The organism is Companilactobacillus huachuanensis, from assembly GCF_005404815.1.
GTDB lineage: Bacteria > Bacillota > Bacilli > Lactobacillales > Lactobacillaceae > Companilactobacillus > Companilactobacillus huachuanensis.
Window position 1 is genome coordinate 1 of record NZ_BJDF01000026.1, and the last position, 21128, is coordinate 21128.

19 protein-coding genes are annotated in these 21128 nt (G+C 37.3%); 9 read left to right on the forward strand and 10 right to left on the reverse strand.

Annotated features, from left to right (window positions below):
- Positions 1–65: 65 nt before the first annotated feature.
- The 3 genes from FFM71_RS11805 to FFM71_RS11815 all read right to left on the reverse strand — a co-directional run bounded on the left by FFM71_RS11805 (position 66) and on the right by FFM71_RS11815 (position 2928).
- Complete coding sequence (locus FFM71_RS11805; RefSeq protein WP_137612357.1) at positions 66–605, reverse strand: FAD:protein FMN transferase; 540 nt, start codon at positions 603–605, stop codon at positions 66–68.
- Between the two features lie 128 nt (positions 606–733).
- A complete protein-coding gene (locus FFM71_RS11810; RefSeq protein WP_137612358.1) occupies positions 734–1513 on the reverse strand; it encodes an FAD:protein FMN transferase in 780 nt (259 codons plus the stop codon).
- Between the two features lie 122 nt (positions 1514–1635).
- Complete coding sequence (locus tag FFM71_RS11815) at positions 1636–2928, reverse strand: nucleobase:cation symporter-2 family protein (protein ID WP_137612359.1); 1293 nt, start codon at positions 2926–2928, stop codon at positions 1636–1638.
- Positions 2929–3564: 636 nt separating this feature from the next.
- Here FFM71_RS11815 and FFM71_RS11820 point away from each other — a divergent pair.
- The 6 genes from FFM71_RS11820 (at position 3565) to FFM71_RS11845 (ending at position 11961) form a co-directional block, all read left to right on the forward strand.
- A complete protein-coding gene (locus FFM71_RS11820; protein WP_137612360.1) occupies positions 3565–5001 on the forward strand; it encodes a C69 family dipeptidase in 1437 nt (478 codons plus the stop codon).
- A 233-nt stretch (positions 5002–5234) separates the two neighbouring features.
- The gene (gene greA / locus FFM71_RS11825; protein WP_137612361.1) at positions 5235–5702 is read left to right on the forward strand and encodes a transcription elongation factor GreA; all 468 of its coding nucleotides are present in this window, start codon (positions 5235–5237) and stop codon (positions 5700–5702) included.
- 183 nt (positions 5703–5885) lie between these two features.
- Complete coding sequence (locus tag FFM71_RS11830; RefSeq protein WP_137612362.1) at positions 5886–6803, forward strand: DMT family transporter; 918 nt, start codon at positions 5886–5888, stop codon at positions 6801–6803.
- A gap of 597 nt (positions 6804–7400) precedes the next feature.
- Complete coding sequence (locus FFM71_RS11835; RefSeq protein WP_223876545.1) at positions 7401–8411, forward strand: D-2-hydroxyacid dehydrogenase; 1011 nt, start codon at positions 7401–7403, stop codon at positions 8409–8411.
- Between the two features lie 834 nt (positions 8412–9245).
- Positions 9246–10250 (forward strand): D-2-hydroxyacid dehydrogenase, encoded by a 1005-nt coding sequence (locus tag FFM71_RS11840; protein ID WP_137612364.1) that lies wholly within the window; start codon positions 9246–9248, stop codon positions 10248–10250.
- 580 nt (positions 10251–10830) lie between these two features.
- Positions 10831–11961, forward strand: a complete 1131-nt coding sequence (locus tag FFM71_RS11845) for a 5-methyltetrahydropteroyltriglutamate--homocysteine S-methyltransferase (protein ID WP_137612365.1) — start codon at positions 10831–10833, stop codon at positions 11959–11961.
- 384 nt (positions 11962–12345) lie between these two features.
- Here the strand turns inward: FFM71_RS11845 and FFM71_RS11850 are convergent, their stop codons facing one another.
- From FFM71_RS11850 to FFM71_RS11860, 3 genes are read right to left on the reverse strand one after another with little or no spacing between them, the layout of a single operon-like run.
- Positions 12346–12990, reverse strand: coding sequence for a flavodoxin family protein (locus FFM71_RS11850; protein ID WP_223876543.1), 645 nt, complete (start codon positions 12988–12990; stop codon positions 12346–12348).
- Positions 12991–13014: 24 nt separating this feature from the next.
- Positions 13015–13800 carry a glucose-1-dehydrogenase gene (locus tag FFM71_RS11855; protein ID WP_137612367.1) on the reverse strand — a complete coding sequence of 262 codons (786 nt, stop codon included), beginning with the start codon at positions 13798–13800 and terminating at the stop codon, positions 13015–13017.
- A 24-nt stretch (positions 13801–13824) separates the two neighbouring features.
- Positions 13825–14676, reverse strand: coding sequence for a GRP family sugar transporter (locus FFM71_RS11860; RefSeq protein ID WP_137612368.1), 852 nt, complete (start codon positions 14674–14676; stop codon positions 13825–13827).
- 650 nt (positions 14677–15326) lie between these two features.
- On the opposite strand from FFM71_RS11860, the gene FFM71_RS11865 reads away from it, so the two are divergent.
- Both FFM71_RS11865 and FFM71_RS11870 read left to right on the forward strand, forming a co-directional pair.
- A complete protein-coding gene (locus FFM71_RS11865) occupies positions 15327–15878 on the forward strand; it encodes a MarR family winged helix-turn-helix transcriptional regulator (protein ID WP_223876544.1) in 552 nt (183 codons plus the stop codon).
- Entirely contained in the window at positions 15868–16230 is a 363-nt protein-coding gene (locus FFM71_RS11870) for a rhodanese-like domain-containing protein (RefSeq protein ID WP_125674366.1), read from the forward strand. Before FFM71_RS11865 ends, FFM71_RS11870 begins: the two co-directional genes overlap by 11 nt.
- A gap of 318 nt (positions 16231–16548) precedes the next feature.
- Here FFM71_RS11870 and FFM71_RS11875 read toward each other — a convergent pair whose 3' ends face one another.
- From FFM71_RS11875 to FFM71_RS11890, 4 genes are read right to left on the reverse strand one after another with little or no spacing between them, the layout of a single operon-like run.
- Entirely contained in the window at positions 16549–17292 is a 744-nt protein-coding gene (locus tag FFM71_RS11875; RefSeq protein ID WP_137612369.1) for an SDR family oxidoreductase, read from the reverse strand.
- A gap of 19 nt (positions 17293–17311) precedes the next feature.
- The gene (locus tag FFM71_RS11880; RefSeq protein WP_137612370.1) at positions 17312–17959 is read right to left on the reverse strand and encodes an NAD(P)H-binding protein; all 648 of its coding nucleotides are present in this window, start codon (positions 17957–17959) and stop codon (positions 17312–17314) included.
- A 14-nt stretch (positions 17960–17973) separates the two neighbouring features.
- Positions 17974–18825 (reverse strand): aldo/keto reductase, encoded by an 852-nt coding sequence (locus FFM71_RS11885; protein WP_137612371.1) that lies wholly within the window; start codon positions 18823–18825, stop codon positions 17974–17976.
- A gap of 18 nt (positions 18826–18843) precedes the next feature.
- Complete coding sequence (locus FFM71_RS11890) at positions 18844–19701, reverse strand: aldo/keto reductase (protein ID WP_137612372.1); 858 nt, start codon at positions 19699–19701, stop codon at positions 18844–18846.
- Positions 19702–19821: 120 nt separating this feature from the next.
- Between FFM71_RS11890 and FFM71_RS11895 the strand changes: the two genes are divergently transcribed.
- On the forward strand, positions 19822–20682 hold the full coding sequence (locus FFM71_RS11895; protein ID WP_137612373.1) for a LysR family transcriptional regulator: 861 nt from the start codon (positions 19822–19824) through the stop codon (positions 20680–20682).
- Positions 20683–21128 lie beyond the last annotated feature (446 nt).

The window sequence follows — 21128 nt, forward strand, 5'->3', positions numbered from 1 at the left end:
CAATGTAATGAAATAAACACAATCTGCCTAACTCCAGTAACTGAAAATCCCTTGGAATCAGTATTTTAAAAAGTGGCTAACTTGTTCTTGCAATTTGCGACCTTATTTTGCGGATCAGTAATTTCAATTTCCCAACGATAATTTACACCTTGTTTCGTCGCAAATTTGGCATTATCATCGCCGCTGAAATAAATAGCAACAATATCCTGCGTCTGTAACAATGGTTTCAAATCATCATTGAAAACTTGTTCAATGGCCCAGTTTCTAACAATATCTGAAGGATCAAATCTACCTGCAAAGTATGGACGATAAATTCCATTGGTCATTTGCTCTGACAAAACAGCCGAATTATAAATCTCTTTAAATTCATTTGACGAAGTTAAAGGCTCCTGATCACCACGTTGAAATCTGGAGACCATCGAATCGTAACGGAATGGTGAAAACATTTGGTCAATTTGTTGTAAATGTTCACTAACACGTTCAGTCACTAGTTTCATTCGTGTCATAACGGTAGCATTGGTGCTCAGGGCAATAATTTTAATTACAAAGTTCATATTCATTTGATTAATTTCATTTTTAAGTAAAACTTGATTTTTTGTATTCATTTAGGTATACCTCATTATTAAAGTTTATTTTTTGGTACAACCCAAAGTATACGGACTAAGTTTGAATGTTTTATGATGAAGCTTTGAATAAAGAACGAAAAAAAAGATGTATAACGGTGTTATACATCTCACTTAGAAACTGCTATTTTATCTGAAAATCCATCACGAAAATTTTCCATCCCAGCGTATTTATCAACTAACACACCGGTCAAACGATATTTAGAAATAAACTCTGGAAATTTATTTGTTCCAGCGGCGATACCTGCAGAAGACCAGATATTGGCATCAAGCGCATTGTTACTAACAATCGTAACCTGCTCAATATTGCTCTTCTCTTTTCTCAAACTACGCATCTCGTTAGATGTTGAGATGGCGCCATTTTGTAAGTAATATGTTGCTAACAAAATACCGAGATTTTGCGGGTCGTTAATGGCAATTCTCCAGCGAAAATCAATATTGGGACGGCTAGCTAAACGAACATCTTCACCACAACGTAACGATACTCCATCAATGCCTTCACTACTTAATAACGACAAGAGATAACGGTTAAATATTTGATCAATCATCCAACCGTTCAATAATCCGATGGGATCGTATTTACCATTAAAATAGGAACTAAAGTAATGCTGCGTCATCTGTTCGGCCGTAATTGTTTGTTCATAGACTTCCCGAAAAACCGTTGAGGTCATCAATCCAGTTTCTTCACCATCTTGGAACTTAGATAATAGTGATTCATTATTTTCCAATGAAAAAGCATCGTCATATTCTTTGATGTTTTCAGAAATTTTCTTTACCGTCTCATCAATCAATTTGGTATTGATCAAATCAGAATCTGGTGTAGCTAACTTGATTTCAAATGGTAGGTCAAACTTATTAATAACAATCGTTATGTATTTATATTCAGTCATATTTTTCACTCCTTTTATAAAAAAAATACGTATACTTTATCTAACTTTTCGATAAGTATACGTACTAAATGTGATGAAAATATGACTAAACTTTGCATTTGTTTTGAAAATGTTTAAACTTGTTAAATTGTCTTTTTATGAGTATTCAATAATAGATTTAAAATTATAGCTGAGAAACTTCCGACAACCAAGCCATTATTCAAAATCGTTTGAATCGTTGATGGTAAGAAGTGTAACAATGTTGGTTGAACCGTGACCCCAAGGCCTAAACTGATTGAAACCGCCATAATCATAATATTATTATTATTCATTTCAACTTTAGTAAGCATCTTGATTCCCTCAATACCAACGGTACCAAACATAATCAACATGGCGCCACCTAAAACAGCATTAGGTATCAATTCAGCCACAGCTCCAACCTTAGGAATCAATCCCAAGATAATCAATAAGAAGGCTGAGAAGTAAACTGGTTTATTCTTTTTAATACCTGACAATTGAACAACCGCAACATTTTGCGAGAAGGTTGAGTATGGGAATGTGTTGAAAATACCGCCCAAGATAGCTGCCAATCCTTCTGAAGCATATCCACGTTGTAAATCATTTTCGTCCAAGTCGTCCCCTGTCAATTCAGCTAAGGCATAGTAAACCCCAGTTGATTCAATCATACATGTCAAAGCGGCAAGTAACATGATCAAAATTGATGACCATTCAAACTTAGGTGTCGCAAAGTAGAAAGGCTGCGGAATTTGGAACCAGTGCGCCGATCCAACAGTTTTAAAGCCAATCTGACCCATACCGATGCCGAGCAAATATCCAGCAACGATACCAATCAAGACCGCAATTTGTTTAATAAAACCGCGACCCCAAATACTAATAATTACAATAATTAAGGCTGTCGTAAATCCTAAAATCAAGTTTGTTGGATTACCAAAACTTTTATCAGCAACGTTACCGCCACCAATATTTTGAAACGCAACAGGTATCAAAGTAAAACCAATCAAGGTGATCAACGAACCAGTAACTACTGGAGGGAAAAATCGCTTTAAACTGGCAAACAACTTTGAAATCAACATAATGAAAATACCGGCCGCAATAATGGCACCATACATATATGCAATTCCAAAATGATGTCCAATGTTTTGTAACGGCGTTACGTATTCAACAGCTGATCCTAAAACAACTGGTAAACCAATCCCAGTCAGCGGAGTTCGCTTAATCTGTAAAAGTGTTGCCACCCCACACATAAAAATGTCGACTGAAATTAAGTAAGTCATTTCTTTAGCGCTAAATCCTAGTGATGCTCCAATCAAAATTGGAATTAAGATATCCCCGGAATACATGGCTAATAAATGTTGAAAACCTAAGAGCAGATTTTTCAGAAAAGAATCGCTCTGATTTTTTGTATCAAGATCCATTATTTCCCCTCCTATTATTTAGAAAATTATAGCATTATTTTCAGAGGTTATTACAGACAAAGTGAAAAGCTTTAAATATGCCGTCTCCAGAGCTGAGATAGTATTCACCTGCTATGCGGACCGATTCGAGCCAAAGTGCGGTCTCGAATCTCGGTTTGAAGCCTTACCAAAGACCGGTAAGTCTCCAAACTCGCCCGGTGGTGTAATGGCTGAAGCCATAACGCCACACCCACAGCTGGTGAATACTGTCTCAGCTCTTCCGACTCTTGTTATTATATCTAAGCGGACATATTAAACTAGTTCCTAAATATCTCAAAATTGAATATAACTAATCATTTTTAACAAAACTAGCCGGATGGTGACAGTGATGGAGACCAGCAATGCAAGTGGTGTAAGTGCTTTAGCACTTACACCACAGGACGACTTTTGAGACGCGGTTTTCGGCTCAAAATCGAGGCTTGAGACCGCTCCTCAGGCTCAAACCGGTCCACATAGCGGCCTCCTTCACTGGCACCATCCGGCGGCATTTAAAAAAGTATATAAATAGTACATTTAAGAGTTTCCATCCTTATGAAGACATCTCTTAACTTCAGATATGCTAAAATGAAATTAGTATAAATAGGAGGAGTTCTTAAAATGAAGAAAAATCATTTGGATGATGCTTGTACTACAATTTTAGTTGGTAAAACTGCCAGTTTAGATGGATCAACAATGATCGCTAGAAACGACGATACATTCTTTGCTGTTGCTCCACACAGCTTTGTATTAAACCCTGCTGTTAATGGCGAAAAGGGTCGCAAAGTTAAATCTTGGTTGAACGGCTTTGAATCAGAGGTTCCAGAAAATGGCTACAAATGGCCTGCTGTTCCTAACGTTGACTACAAGAAGTTTGGTTATTATGACGAAAGTGGTATTAATGGCAAGAACGTTGCTATGTCTGCTACTGAAAGTACTTATGGTAACGAACGTGCTTTAGCCTTTGACCCACTTGTTAAAGATGGTATGGATGAAGACGTTATTGTTCGTATGGTTCTTCCTTACGTTGATTCAGCTAGAGGAGCTGTTGAACGTACCGGTGAATTGATCAAAAAATTTGGTTCACCAGCTGGTAACTCAGTTCTATTCAGTGACAAAGATGATGTTTGGTACATGGAAATCGTTACTGGTCACCAATGGGTAGCGCAAAGAATTCCTGACGACAGTTATGCTGTTTGTGCTAACCGCGTTTCAATTCAACAAGTTGACTTTACCAAACCTGACGAATTTATGTGGTCAGAAGGTATCGAAGAATTCGTTGAAAAGAATCATTTGAACACTGATAAAACTGGTTGGAATTTCAGACATATCTTTGGTTCAGATAACCTAAAAGACCGTCACTACAACACACCACGTGTTTGGTATGGTCAAAAATTCTTCAATCCAGAAATCGAACAAGATCCTGAAGATGGTGAATTGCCTTTCATTATGAAGACAGACCACAAGATTTCTGTTGATGATATTGAATATGTTCTTGGTTCACATTACAACGAAACACCTTACGATCCATACAGTCCATATGCTTCAGACGAGGACAAGCACCGTTATCGTCCAATCGGCTTGAACAGAACTCAAAATTCACACGTTCTTCAAATCAGAAATGATGTTCCTGAAGAATTTGCTGCTATTATGTGGTTATGTATTGGATTCCCTACATTTACACCATACATTCCTTTCTACACAAATATGAACGAAACTGACGCTTCATATAACGATGCATCATTATCATTCAATTTCAAAGATGCTTACTGGATGTATAACGCTTTGTCAGTGCTTGTTGAATCAAACTACACTGAATTCATTCAAGATGACATTGACTACCTAACAGAAGTTCGTCAAGACCTTCGTATGGCTGTTGCTGAAACTGATAAACTTGCTGTTAACTACTCAGGCGACGAATTGGTTGAATTCTTAACTGACAGAAACCAAATCGTTGTTAAAGAAATGCAAGATAAGGCTCACAAACTATTCGGTGACCTTTATACAAAGGGTATCAATATTTCAAAACTTACATTTAATATGGATGCAAATCTATAGTAAAAAAGATAGTGCGACAAAACGGGTCAACTTTCGAGCATTAAAATAAAGAGACACTGTAATCCAAAATCGGATTACAGTGTCTCTTTGTTTTAGACGGGAAAATTTTTGTCACACGTTTATGCTACATATTTTAATGAAAATAATAGTTATGTTCTAGACTTTCTTTGCGTAATTAATGATTTTGCGATAAATTGGTCTTAATAATTCAACAAACTCGAGGTCTTATTATTATGGAGCCAGTTTTCAATAAAATGACACCTGCCGGTTATCAGGCAATCGAACAGGAAATCAAAGACTTAAAGCAACAACGTCCCCAAAAAATCAAAAACCTAGCTGCGGCGGCTGCTTTAGGTGACCGTTCTGAAAATGCGGAATATACTACTTCGAAACAAGAACTTGGTCGACTGAACGGCCGACTACGTTTTTTAACTAAACAATTGCAATATGCCGATGTTGTCGAACCTGCTGACAATGACAAACTCGATATTGGCAAATTTGTGACACTGGAATTTTTGGATGACCACGATCAAATAACATATCAAATGGTCGGAAAACAAGAAGCCAACTTGGAACAAAATAAAATCTCTTTTGCGTCCCCAATCGGTGCGGCACTGAATAATCACATAGTAAATGATGTTGTTACCGTCGAATCACCTGCTGGATCATATCAAGTCAAAATCATCAATGTTCATATTTAATTCAGTGCTTTTTCCTATTATAAAAATTTAAATATCCACTATATGATGTCGGATAAGCTGGCTATTACCATAACGTTATGCGCTTACTTTTTATGCCAAACGTCATAATATTAAAAAAATAATAGTCAAAACCGAATAGCGACAGGTATAATAGTCCTAATAGTTTTTTAGGAGGATATTTTAATGGAAGAAAGTAAGCAGTTAGCCAAGAAAACTCTTGATAAGGGCTTTTGGCTAGCATTCTGTGCTTCCGCGCTCTGGGGGATTTCTGGTACCGTTTTACAAGTTGTCGCAAAGAACCTTAACATTCCAGCAATGTGGTTTATCGCCACACGAACAACTTTTGCAGGAATAATTTTATTAACAGTTGGTCTCTTTGTACTGCCTAAAAGTGAATTCTTCGCTGTCTTTAAAAATTGGAAGGATCTCTTAATATTACTTAGCTTTGCCGTCTTTGGGCTATTAGCTAATATGTTTACCTTCTTTCACGCTATTAAAACAGGTAACTCATCGACTGCCACGATTCTGCAGTACCTTTCACCACTTTTCATCATGCTCGGAGCAATCATGTTTACTAAAAAGAAAACTTCTCGAGTTGATGTCATCTCCTTTGTTCTCGCATTGATAGGTGTGGGTCTAATGATTACACGTGGAGATATAGGCCACTTATCAATTCCATTTATTTCAGTTATTTGGGGTATCGGTGGCGGTATTACAGCCGCTCTTTATATTACTATTCCCCAAAATTTGATTGCCAAATATCACGGTATTTTGATTACCGGTTGGGGTATGTTGATTGCCGGTATTATTTCCAACTTCTTCAATCCCATTTGGGTCAATCCACCTAAAATGAGTATGGCAAGTGTCTTAGGTGTTGGTACTGTTATATTGTTAGGAACGGTTATGGCTTTCCTACTCATGGTTATGAGTACAAAATATACAACGGCCGCCATTATTAGTATCACTGACGCCGTCCAACCATTCACAACATTAGTTTTGAGTATCATCTTCTTACAATATGCAGTTAATATTCCTGAAATCATCGGTGCTGTTATCGTAGTTCTAGCTATTTACGTTTTAAACCGCTACGATGCTGATTAATTAGTTGGACGAAATCTCAATGGTTTCGTCTTTTTTATTTATCTTAAATTTGATGCGCACCATCTCCTCTAGAGAAAAAAGGATACCAAGTCAATTGTTATCGACTTGGTATCCTTTTAATTTGCCCTAATTGAAAATTAGTTAGTTGGTAGGCGAATCACAAGGTCCAAGTTGTTTTGCAAAACTACAATGGCAGTAATAATTGGCAAAATAATAAACAATGTGATCACCTCCTTTCAAAATTAAAGTTAGATTAGATTTAAATTGGTGCAATCATATAATCATCCAGACTAATTGTCAACATAAAATATTTGATAATTTAAATTCGAGTTTGCCCAACACGTCTGGTTATGCATTAACTATACCGTAGCCTTCCTTCCACTACCCTTAAATTGTTTTACCAGTTTTTGCTCATAATCCGGTATTTGTTTCTAATTTGTTTTTAATAATGACATTGGATCATTAATTTAAATTCATCGAAATCAAATTTCCTAATTCTACTTTCTTTTATCCCAAAGTGCGTTAAAATTAGTATCAATCAATTATTAGAGTTTGCTAATTATTTTAGAATTTTCTAATAATTAAGAAAGAGGGATCATAATGAAAATTTTTCTATACGGAATTCGTGAAGACGAAAAAAACTACTTAAAAGAATGGACCGATGTTCACCCTGAGGTGACTATCGCCTATACTGACCAATTTTTATCAACTGAAACTGCCGAATTAGCCAAAAATTATAACGGTGTCGTAACGTTACAAATGCAACCTTATTCTCGAGAAGCACTTCAAAATTTGCATGATTTCGGCATCAACAAAATCTCCGTTCGTAATGTTGGCTTGGACGGTTTCGATTTCCAAGATCTTCGCGATTTAGGATTTTCATTAACTAATGTTCCTGTATATTCCCCTAACGCAATTGCCGAGCATACAACTAGTTTGATTTTACGATTGCTTCGTCGTGTGCCTGAATTTGATAAGAAATTCAATAACGCCGACTACAGCTGGTTCCCTACTATTGGTGAAGAAATCAATGGTAAAACAGTTGGTATCGTGGGTACCGGTCATATCGGTTCTGTTGTAGCCCGAATTATGCAGGCGATGGGTGCCAAGGTGATTGCGTACGACATCAAGCCGAATCCTTACTTGGAAAACCTAGGTGTTTATGTTGATAGTTTGGATGAAATTTTCAAACAGGCAGATATTATAACCTTACATACTCCCTTGGCCAAAAAAGATGTCCATATGATTGATGCAGACGCCATTGCCAAGATGAAAGATGGCGTTGTTATCATCAATGCTGCCCGTGGAGGATTAATCGATACTGAAGCTCTAATTGCTGGACTAGATAGTGGCAAAATCGGTGGCGCTGGATTGGATGTTTTGGAAAGCGAGAATGATGTTTTCCAAAAGAAATTTAATAGCCTAGATGATGTTAAAGATCCGCAATTCAAGGCTTTGATCAATCGTGATAATGTTATTATTACGCCTCATACTGCTTTTTATACGACGACTGCTGTACACAACATGGTTTTTGATTCCTTAACTGATAATTTGAACATGCTTGAAGGTAGAAAGCCCAAGTACCCCGTTGATTTATCTGAAGAATAGTTTCAGATAAGGACAAAATAAACACTGTAATCCTAAATCGGGGTTCTTTCTTAAATTAGGTTAAAAGTTGACCGTCTCCAGGGCTGATAATATTCACCTGCTATGCGGACCGATTCGAGCCTGAGAAGCGGTCTCGAATCTCGGTTTGAAGGCTTTCCATAGACCGGAAAGTCTCCAAACGCGCCCGGTGGTGTAACGGCTAAAGCCGTAACGCCACATCCACAGCAGGTAAATATTCTCAGCCCTTCCGACTACAGTATCTGTTTTATTAGACAGAATGGCTTCTGATGAATTCAGATTTTTAATTATAGAAGAATTACATAAATGAGCTGTATCACATTTAGAGAACCAATAATTTGATGTGATACAGCTCATTTTGTTTGCTTTGATATTTAATAATTAACACAAAGGTTTTAAAAATAATTATCTAAAGGTTGAAAGGTGAAAAACTAATATAACCATTGTTGTTACAGGCATAGAACAAATTTATTTAAATAAGCAGGAGTTTTCATTTTGTTCGTTCCTGTCATGAAAAAATAAACTAGTTGGAAGAGCTGAGAGTATTCATTTGCAGCGAAAGTGGCGTTATTGCTTCAGCAATTACACCACCGGGCGTGTTGAAGACTCGCGGGTTTTGCGAGGCTTCAACCGAGGTCCGAGACCGCACTTTGGCTCGGGCCGTTCCGCGCAGCAAATGAATACTCTCAGCTCTGGAAACGGCATACTTAACTAAACTTTCAACCTTTAGTTAGTTATATTGCACGTTTAATTTTGAAGCGCTTACTAGTTTCTGCTTTAATAGAGTTAGATGTTCTATTTAAGGAGGAACAATAAATGAAAATATTTGCCTATGGAATTCGTGAAGATGAACAGCCATCTTTAAAGAAATGGGAAACTGCTCATCCAGATGTTGAAGTTGGTTTTACCGATTACACATTAACCGCCGATTCAGCACATTTGGCCGAAGGTAGTAACGGTGTTGTAACACTTCAAACATCGCCATATACCCGCGACGCTCTAGAAGTTCTTCATCAATTAGGTATTAAATATATTTCAATCCGTAACGTTGGTTTTGACAATTTCAAATTTCAAGATCTTAATGAATTAGATTTCACTTTAACAAATGTCCCCGTATATTCACCAAATGCAATTGCCGAGCATGCTGTTATTTTAATGGGTCGACTACTTCGTCGTGTACCTGAATTTGATCAAAAGATGGATAACGGTGACTTCACTTGGTCGCCAACAATCGGTAAAGAATACCGTGAACAAACCGTTGGTGTTGTTGGAACTGGTCATATCGGACGTGTTGTTATTCAAATCTTGCAAGGCTTTGGTGCCAAAGTGGTTGCCTACGATGTTTTCCATAATCCTGACATTGAAAAACAAGGTCTTTATGTTGATTCCCTTGAAGAACTTTATAAAAAAGCTGATATTATCACACTACACGTGCCATTGTTCGATAGCAATAAGCATATGATAAACGACGATTCAATTGCTCAAATGAAAGATGGCGTCTATATTATCAATTGTGCTCGTGGCGAACTGGTAGATACTGATGCCCTGATAAAGGGCTTGGATAGCGGTAAGATTGCTGGTGCTGGGCTGGATGTACTTGATGACGAAAACTCTGTCTTCGGTAAAGTTTGGAGTAGTCGTGAAAACATTCCTAATGAAAAAATCCGTAATCTTGCCAAGAGACTTAACGTTATCATCACACCACATAGTGCTTTCTATACAGAAACGGCAATTCATAACATGATTACGACCTCTTTTGATTCCAATTTAGCGCTAATCGAGGGTGAGAAACCTCAAAATATCGTCGATACAAACAAATAATTTTAAAAAACATGTTTGACAAAGTAAAAATCATGGTGTAAATTTATCACCAATCAAATAATTAAAACTTATTTAATCTAATTAGACGTTGAAGAGAAGAGTAAGTTAACGAGTAGTTTGTATAGTGACCGTTGGATAGTGAAAAGACGGAGTGAAAGTTAACTGAAGATGAGCTTGGAGTCTTACCTAGGTGAAAGCCAAAGGTACGCAAGGATGCGATATCATCCCGGACATGTTAGTGTCGTTGAGGTATTTTGTGTAAGCAAGATACGAATTAGGGTGGTATCACGGTAATCGTCCCTACATTGCAGAGAAGTTCTGTATTTGTAGGGGCGATTTTTTTAGTTGCTCTTGGTGGACAAGCCACCGAGAACAACTAAAAAACAACCAAAAATAAGTCACTTAAAGAAAAGATTCGATAATAAAACCCTGAGTTGTCCACCTAGAGCAACTTATGGGGGCGACTAATTGTCGCCCGTATAATCCTCTTTCCTACGATTGCTTTACCTTCCTTGCACTTAACATCACACAAACAACAATAGATATAAATAAGCTAAAAACCCTGAGGAGGATTTACATTATGACAACAACCACAACAACAAAAATCGGATTCCAACACGTAGGCAGTTTCCTACGACCAGCGACATTAAGACAAGCTCGCGCAGATTTCGAAGCTGGCAAAATAAATCATGATGAACTAAGAAACGTTGAAAATGACGCTATCGAAACATTGATCAACCAACAAAAGGGTGCTGGACTAGATTATGCCACTGATGGCGAATTCCGTCGTTCATATTGGCATCTCGATTTCTTCTGGGGCTTTGAAGGTGTGAAGCACACACACATCGGTGAAGGATATGACTTTTCCAATGGCCGTTCACGTGATGATACCGCTGTTCTAACTGATAAAATTAGCTTCAACGCTGACACACATCCCTTTATTCAAGATTTCAAATTCACTAAATCTATCACTGACAAAATCGGTGGCATCTTACCAAAGCAAACCATCCCTGCTCCTGCCCAGCTTTATCGTGAATTGACTCGTGGCAAAAATCTCGATGCTTTGAACCGAATTTATCCAGATAAACAAGAATTCTACAACGATGTTGAAAAGGCTTATCACGATGCTATTTTAGCCTTTTATAACGAGGGGGCGCGTGTCATTCAATTAGACGACTGTTCATGGGGACGATTGTTGGATAAGAAGTTCCTGGAAACGGACGAAGGTAAAAAACTAGTGGCCGATAATGTTCAAGATATTTATCTCGAACTAAACAACGGTGCAATTGCTGATTTACCAGACGATCTAACCATCAACACACACATCTGCCGTGGTAACTTCCATTCCTCATTCCTTTTCTCAGGTGGCTATGATAACGTTGCTGACAACCTCTTTGGACAAGAAAATGTCGATACTTACTTCCTAGAATATGACTCTGACCGCGCCGGTAGTTTTGCTCCCTTAGCAAAAGTTTCTGGCGATAAGAAAGTTGTTCTCGGATTGATTACTTCAAAGACTGGTAAACTCGAGAAACGCCAAGATATCATCGACCGTATCCATGAAGCTAGTCAATACCTTCCATTAGACCGTCTCTGGTTATCAACTCAATGTGGTTTCGCTTCAACCGAAGAAGGCAATGTAATTACTCCTGAGCAACAATGGGAAAAATTGGCATTGGTTAAATCCATTATTGATGAAGTTTGGGGCTAGCCTTCTTGATAACTTTAAATACCTGAAGGGTGAAAGGTAAAAATTGAGATAGCCATGGCTGTGACAGTCTTAAATTCAATTTATTTAAATAGCAAAGGCTTACAATTGGACATTCTTATTATTAAAAAACTAGTTGGAAGAGCTGAAAGTATTCATTGCCGCGAAAGTGGCGTTATTGCTTCAGCAATTACACCACCGGGCGTGTTGAAGACTCGCGGTTTTTGCGAGGTTTCAACCGAGGTCCGAGACCGTACTTTGGCTCGGGCCGTTCCGCGCAGCATATGAATACTTTCAGCTCTGGAAACGGCATACTTCCTAAACTTTCAACCTTTAGTTAAATACACAAAAATAACTCTCAAATTTAGAAAATCTGGGAGTTATTTTTTATCTATTAATCCAATCATTAACCTGCTTGTCAGCACGATCAACCTTATTCCCATCAACCACCAATGCCGATGTAAATGTATTATTAACCGCACCTTGTTGTCTAAGAATCTCTTTAACTACTTGAACACTGTCGCCTTGACCATATCCGCCTTCACTCATAAAAGGTGCAATCCTCTTGTTAGACAATTGACTACCATAAGCATTTAAAAATGAATGCATCGGATGTGATAATGTCATCGCCCAAATCGGATATCCTAAGTAAACTGTTTTGTATTGTTCAAGATTAGGTAACTCCATATTTAATTCCGGGTAATCCTGATTATCACGTTCATAGTTGGCTCGATCCAATGTCTTTGGATAATTACTTGGATAGGAATCTTTCACGGTAATTTCCAAAACATCAGCATTTGTCTCTTTTTCAATTTTACTGGCTAATAGTTCGGTACTGCCTGATCTTGAAAAGTAAATAATAATACTTTCAGCCGCATCAGTTATTTTTCTAGTTGGTTGATTACTGCTATTCGTATCCTTGCCATCAGAAGTCGTTCCAGCACCATTGCGCCACTCAATACTAGATTTCCCTAATTGATAAGCGGTAATTTTTTGACCATCAATTGTTGCCTTTTGAAATTTATCATTCAATTTCTTATCCTCCAATTAATTAAATTATCCTTGACCGTTCATGAATGCTGGATACAATGTCATCCCACCATCAATGAATAACGTAACGCCAGTAACATAACTTGATTCATCTGATGCTAACCAGGCAGCTCCAGCAGCTACTTCCTCAGGTTTACCAATTCTATCCATTGGAACCATCGAAACTGTTTGGTCATATTGTTCTTTGTCAGCAAACTTCTTCGCATTGATTGGTGTATTGATTGCTCCAGGTCCAATTGCATTGACACGTACACCATCCTTGGCATATTCCATTGCAATGGTCTTAGTGAACATCTTTACACCACCTTTGGCAGCGGCGTAGCTTGAAAATGTTGGCCAAGGAATTTGTTCATGGACTGATGACATATTGATAATATTGCCCTTTTTGCCATGTTCTTTAAAGTAATTCAAAGCAGTCTTTGAACCTAAGAATACGCCCGTCTGATCAATTGAAATAACCCGATTCCAATCGTCCAACGATAATTCATGTGTTGGTGATTTGATTTCCATACCAGCATTGTTTACCCAAACATCCAAGTCACCGAAGTTATCGACTGCAGCTTTTAGTAAGGCATTATTTCCTTCTTCTGTGGCAACATTTGCTTGAACGATAACTGCCTTGCCACCATTTAGTTCGACTTTGTCGGCGGCTGCTTGTGCACCTTTAGCATCACTATTGTAATTGATAACAACTGACATATGTTCTTTTCCAAAACGTTCTGAAATTGCAGTTCCGATGCCTTTTGAACCACCTGTAATTACTGCTACTCTGTTTTTAAGATCTTCATACATAATAAATTCCTCCAAATTTGTTTTTTAAAAAATTGTTGTAATGATTGCCCCACCGACAATTAAAACTAGGCCGATGATAGTCAAAATTAATTCGTGACGACTCTTCTTTTCGTGTAGAAAAATCATGCCACCAATTGTTGATAACACAACTGATAACTGTGAAACGACAAACGCTGAATTAACACCGTTATTTCGTACTGATAAGATATATGTAATCGCAGCGATGGAAAAAACAAATCCAGCCATTAAACTTTGCCAGCTTGTTTTATCCTTTAATACTTGAGGTTGATGCGTAAAGACAATATACAGCAGAACTGCTACGACCATACCAACAGATTCTGGTAGAAAAATAGCTAATCCTGATGATGCCATTGCTCTTGGAATTGAGTTATAAACTAAAAAGCCAATCGTTGTCAGAACTAACATAATCAATGTTCCAGTTTGCGTGTTCTTTTGACTGCCCTTATCCTTCTTAGCAGTAAGAAAAACGCCAATGATCAAAAGTACGATACCGATAATCCCAAAAATTTTGGCATTAATTGAAGCCCATTCACCAAATATCAAAACTCCGATAAAAGCTGTACCAATCAGTTGTAAGCCAGTTGAAATTGGCATGGTCTGTGATACTCCAATTGAACGATATGCATTGTATTGACCTAACTGTCCGATTATCCAAAAGCCACCAGCCAAAGCGGCTAAAATAAAACTAGCTATTGAAATTGTTGGTCTCATAACTAAGAAAACTATGACACTGACGATCAAGGTTCCAACCGCCGTTCCAAAAATTTGATTAATTGGTTTCCCATTTATCCTGGCAACTGCTAATGGTAAAATTCCCCAAGCAATGGCAGGTAATAACATTAATACAATATTCATCCTTTACACTTCCATATTCTTGTATATCTCTCTCAAGCGATGAACATAGTATATGACCGTTTCAGAGATAAAAAAATTACTAGATAAACATGGCAGTATACGTTATACGTATGCTATTGTAATAACGTTTATACATTGCCGGTTTATAAAATAATAATGATAAAAAAAGGTCGTTTCTCACTGCAATATTTCGGTTCTTTCTCAAGTTTGGTTATAATGGCAAAATTTTATTATTTACTGAAGGTTGAACGGTGAAAAATTAATCTAACGATTGTTATTACAGGCCTCGAGTTAATTTATTTAAATAATCGGAAATCTTCATTTTATTCCGCTATTAAACAAAACTAGTTGGAAGAACTGAGAGTATTCATTTGCAGCGAAAGTGGCGTTATTGCTTTAGCAATTACACCACCGGGCGTGTTGAAGACTCGCGATTTTTGCGAGGCTTCAACCGAGGAACGAGTTCGCACTTTGGCTCGGGCCGTTCCACGCAGCAATTGAATACTCTCAGCTCTGGAAACGGCATACTTAACTAAACTGTAGCTAACATAATGTCTGCTATTCATTTGTTTATTATTTCGAAAAATGACTTGATTTCCAAAATAATACCTGCTATTCTATCAAATATAGTAAGCCGGCTAATTACTTTTATGGAGGTGTTTATAATTTCAACCAATTTTGATTTTAACGATCGACCAGACGCAGCTCGAATCTCACTAGTTGCAGGATCATCAGGAGAGGCAGAATTATCTGTGCTGTTCTTAAATTTTCAATGGGCATACAGAGAAATGCAAAGACAATACGACCAAATTTTAGCAAATTCAGATTTGACCGAGTCAAAATTCATCATCTTGATGTTTCTCGGACAAGCTAATCAAAAACAACTATCCCCTTCGGAGATAGCTGATAAATTGGGAGCAACCAGAGCCACTGTCACGAAATTACTCAAAGGACTAGTCGCAAAAAAATGGGTACAACGTCTAGCGTCTGACACTGACAAACGCTCAGCCATGATCCAATTGACTGAATTAGGACAACGAACCGTGACACAGTTTCTACCCCACAATTTTTCAGCAGTCCAAACAATTATGGGAGCACTGTCAACTGACGAAGTGACACAACTAAACAAACTTCTAAAAAAAGTAAATCAAGGAACACAACATTTAAAACAACAATTGGAGAATAATAATAATGCAAAATGAAAAAATTGACTTTTTAAAAACTTATCTTAGCTTATACATCGATCACAATACCGTACTTGCTGATATGCAAAAACCAAATTCAAAGTATGTGGTACTTGATGTTCGTAACGCACCTGCAGCAATCAAAAAGGATCAGATCAAAGGTGCCATGGCCATACCAGCAAAAGATTTAGCTCAACATCTTGAAGAATTGGACAAGTCAAAAACATATGTAGTCTATGACTGGACAGCCGGAACTACTCTTGGCAAAGTTGCATTACTACAATTAATGTCAGCTGGATTTGAAGCATTCGAATTGTCATGCGCACTTGAAGGATGGAAAGGGATGCATCTTCCAGTTGAGAAAATTTAGAATGCAATAACTGAATATACCTTTAGATTCAAATCGCAAAATATTATTAAAAAACTAGTTGGAAGAGCTGAAAGTATTCATTTGCCGCGAAAGTGGCGTTAGAACTTTACTCTTACACCACCGGGCGTGTTGGAGACTTACCGGTTCGGGGTTCGGCTTAAACCGAGATTCGAGACCGCCTTTTGGCTCGAATCATACCGAGCATATGAATACTTTCAGCTCTGGAAACGGCATAATGCATCAAACTTTCAACTTTTAGTTCAAAACAAAAAACTACACACAATTAATTTTCCAAATAATTGTGTGTAGTTTTTTAAATTATACCAATTGATTAGTAGGGCGAATAATTACTTCATTCCAAGCTGCATCAGCCGGCATATCAATTGCTTCTTTGATAGTTAAAGCTACTCTATCAACTGGAATTCCAAATGATTCATAGAACTTCTCCATATTGGCTTTAACATCTGGATCTGTTACAGAACTCAACAATTCCGTATTAATAGCTCCCGGTGAAATAACGGTTACTCGAACATTATTTTTAGCATCGACCATTTCTTGACGCAATGATTCACTAATAGCCCGGACCGCAAACTTAGTTGCTGAATAAACTGCACTGCCTTGGTGTGCTGTATGACCAGCAACTGAAGATACGTTGATAATATGGCCAGACTTTTGCTTATCCATATAAGGAATAGCAGCTCCAATACCATAAAGTGTTCCTTTGATATTGATGTCGATCATATTATTCCAATCGGTAATCTTCTTCTCCGAAAGAATTGATTGTGGCATAATACCAGCGTTATTCAACCAAACATCGATTCTGCCAAACTTATCAATGGCTAATTTAGCCAGGGACTCAACTTGATCATCATCTGTAACATCAGTTGATTGGTATGCTGCTTCTCCACCTAGTTTTTCGATTGATTCAGCAATATCCTTCAATCTATTTTCTCGACGTGCCCCCAAAACAAGCTTGGAACCATCTTTTGCCAATAACTTGGCAGTAGCTTCACCAATACCACTTGAAGCACCGGTAATTACAACAACTTTTGATTTATTCATATAAGACATACTCCTTATTTTAATAAACAGGTCTATCTTCACCCTGTGTGTCAGCATCAGCGATACCAACTGAATCATTCTTCAAATAGTCTGGATCAGCAATGATTTTGACGATTACATCAGCCATACTTTGACGAGATCCGGAAACACCCAGATATTGTTCATCTTTATGTGTGATTGCGTATTTAACCTCATCACGGTCATTCAACCATGGAAAACGTAGTGTTGTGTAAGTTAAGCCAGATTCTTCTAGCAATTTGTCAGCGTTGATTGCAGCGTCCAATCCGCCTTTAACCATGCTGTAGTTCCAACGGCCATATTCACCAGGAACTTCGTTATATAAACCTAATAAACTTGATTCAATGACACGTTCAACGCCATTTTCCTTCATGGCCTTAACAACATTCTTAGTCATAGTGTTGCTTCCATCATGATCAACAAATGAAATATAAACTACATCCTGATCCTTCATAGCATTGTTAACAGCTTCAAAATCATTAATATCACCATCAACCAATGTGACATTCTTATTTGTACTTAATTCAGATAAACGACTGCTATTACGTAAGAATAGTGTCAATTCAACATCTGATTGTTCCTTCAAAATTCGATCTTCAACGATTCTAGCGATTTGTCCATTTGCGCCTAATACTAATACTTTTTTCATTTTTATCTCTCCAATTATTTTTCTGATTTAAAATCTAATTCCATTGTTGCGTACTTTTCTTCATTCGCTACTGAAGGATTATAGTAACGAATATTTTTCTTAATATTCTCAATTTGCTTCATTTCATCTTTAGTTAAATTAAAATCAAAGATGTTGTGGTTATCTTTAATATGCTCTGGATTAGTTGACCCCGGAATCACGATGAAACCCATTTGGGTATGCCAACGCAAGATCACCTGAGCACTGGATTTACCATACTTTTTACCCAACTCAGCAAAAAGTGGTTCATTGATCAAATCCTTATCTCCATGTCCTAGTGGATACCAAGCCATCAGTCTAGTTCCAAAGGGCTTTAAATTTTTTCTGATTTCGTCCTCTGTAAAGTATGGATGAGCTTCTGCTTGAATAACTTGTGGTTTGATTTCAGCATGAGCTAAAAGGTTTTGGAGTTTTTCACCTTGAAAGTTCGAAATACCAATAGCTTTAATTTTGCCCTCTTTATAAGCTTTCTCCAATTGACGATAGCCAGCCAGATAGTCGCCTGCGGGTTGATGTAAGAACATCAAGTCAATATAATCGGTATCCAGACGTTTTAAAGTATCGTCGACAGCATTTTTGTCAGTATAAACAGTAGGCCATAATTTGCTGCTCAAGAAAACTTCCGAACGTGCAACACCCGAACGTTTGATTCCGCGACCAACACCTGTTTCATTCATATAAGCATTGGCAGTATCAATTAAACGGTAACCATCTTTTAACGCATCAACAACAGCTTGTTCAGCATCATCAACCGACATCATAAAAGTACCAATACCCATTTCTGGAATTTCTACATCATTATTTAATTTGAAAGTTGTTTCTGTCATAATTTACCCTCATTATTATTATTTTAATTGAGCCAAACTTGTTCCAAAAATCTGTTCGATAGTTACTGGATCACGGTGATCAAAGAATTGACTCTCACCTTTATCAAGACTATTCATAGCATTCATATCTTCATCTGTTAACTTAAAATCAAAGACGTTGATATTTTCTTCCATCCGATTCTTGTGAACTGACTTAGGAATTACAACAATTCCACGTTGAAGCAACCATCTTAAAATGACTTGACCATTAGATTTGTTATATTTATCAGCAATTTCTTTAATAGTTTCATTAGTAAAAATATCATGCTTACCTTCCGCAAATGGTGCCCAAGCTTCGACGCGAATGTCTTCACTTTGATTAAAATTGACTTCTGAATTTTGTTGATACCAGGGGCTAACTTCAATCTGATTAATTACAGGTTTAATTTCATTTGATAATTCCAAATTCTTCAATTGATCAGCATAAAAGTTTGAAACACCGATTGCACGAATCTTCCCTGCTTTGTAAGCTTCTTCTAAAGCACGCCAAGCTCCAGCAACATCGCCGTATGGTTGGTGCAATAAGTATAAGTCGAGGTAATCAACGCCAAGATTGTTAAGCGAAGTTTCGATACCTTTCTTTGCTCTTTCATAATTGGCATCTGATACCCAAAGCTTTGATGTAATAAATAGTTCCTTGCGGTCAATTCCACTACGTTTAATAGCACGACCAACTGCTGATTCATTTTGGTAAGCTGCCGCAGTATCGATCAATCTGTATCCTGAAGCAATTGCATCAACAACCGCTTGTTCACATTCTTCTAAATCTGTTACTTGGAAAACACCAAATCCTAATTGTGGCATTTCAATTCCATTATTTAATTTAACTGTATCCATATTTGTTTGCCTCTGTATTTGATTTATGAATTCATTATATGTGGATACCGCACACTTGAAAATTACCAGATAAACATGCTACCATACGTTGGACGTATAGCAACACAATGAGGTGATTTTATGATCGATAACTACTTACTTGAGGAATTAGTTACTTTTAGTAAATATGGAACATTGGCGGCCACTGCCGAAGAATTGATGGTAACTCAGCCAACAGTGACGCGAGGAATGCAAAAGCTTGAGGATGAATTAAATGTAAAAATATTTGACCGTCAACCTAACCATATTTCTTTGACCAAAACTGGAATTCTGGCAGCAAAAGAAGCACAAAAAGTTTTGAATCAAAATCAAAGTTTTATTGACACAATTCAGGCATATGAGGCCAGCCACACCACTATAAAGGTTGGCTCGGTAGCTCCAGGGCCCATTCTTATGCTGCATTCACTGGATAACATCCCTGACAATCTTGTGATTAACGATAATTTATTAGAACAAGAAGCCATCATAAATGATTTAGAAAATCGGAGCTTTGCTGCAATTTTAACCAATAAGGAAATCATGACCGACTCAATCGAATCTCGTTTCATTGGCAGTGAGCACTTATCAGTCAACTTAGATAAATTCACTTACCTAGCAAATAAAAATTCCGTGAAATTTGAAGAATTAAAAGGAATGAGTTTTATTGTTATCAATGATATCGGTATTTGGAAACAAATTATTCAAGATAATATCCCTGATGCTAAATTTTTATATCAAGAACAATATGACGCCTTTAAAGAAATAACCCAGTATTCCAGCTTCCCCTATTTCAGTACTAACGTTTCCAAAGCTAGTGATCATCTGCCTACTCAGGATGATGATCGTATCAAAATTCCAATCAGTGATGACGCTGGCTCTATGGATTTTTACGTTTCTTATTTGAAGAACAGAAAGTCCAAAGTCAGTTCTTTGATTAAATTAATGTCACAATCTTGGAAGTAAAAATAGCTCCCATAAAACTCGACTTTTAATAGTCATTTTATGGGAGCTATTTTATTGAAATCTAATAGTATAATATTATAGAACTGAAGGTTGAAAGGTGAAAAAGTAATATAAACATTGTAGTTACAGACCTAGAGCTAATTTATTACCAGCACGATTTAAATAATCAGAAGTCTTAATCTTATTATTCCTGCCATTAAAAGAATAAATTAGTTGGAAGAGCTGAGAGTATTCATTTGCAGCGAAAGTGGCGTTATTGCTTCAGCAATTACACCACCGGGCGCGTTGAAGACTCGCTGGTTTTGCGAGGCTTCAACCGAGGTTCGAGACCGCTTCCCAGGCTCGAACCGTTCCGCGCAGCAAATGAATACTCTCAGCTCTGGAAACGGCATACTTAACTAAACTTTCGACCTTTAGTTATAGAAGAAAATATTTTATTTTTGACG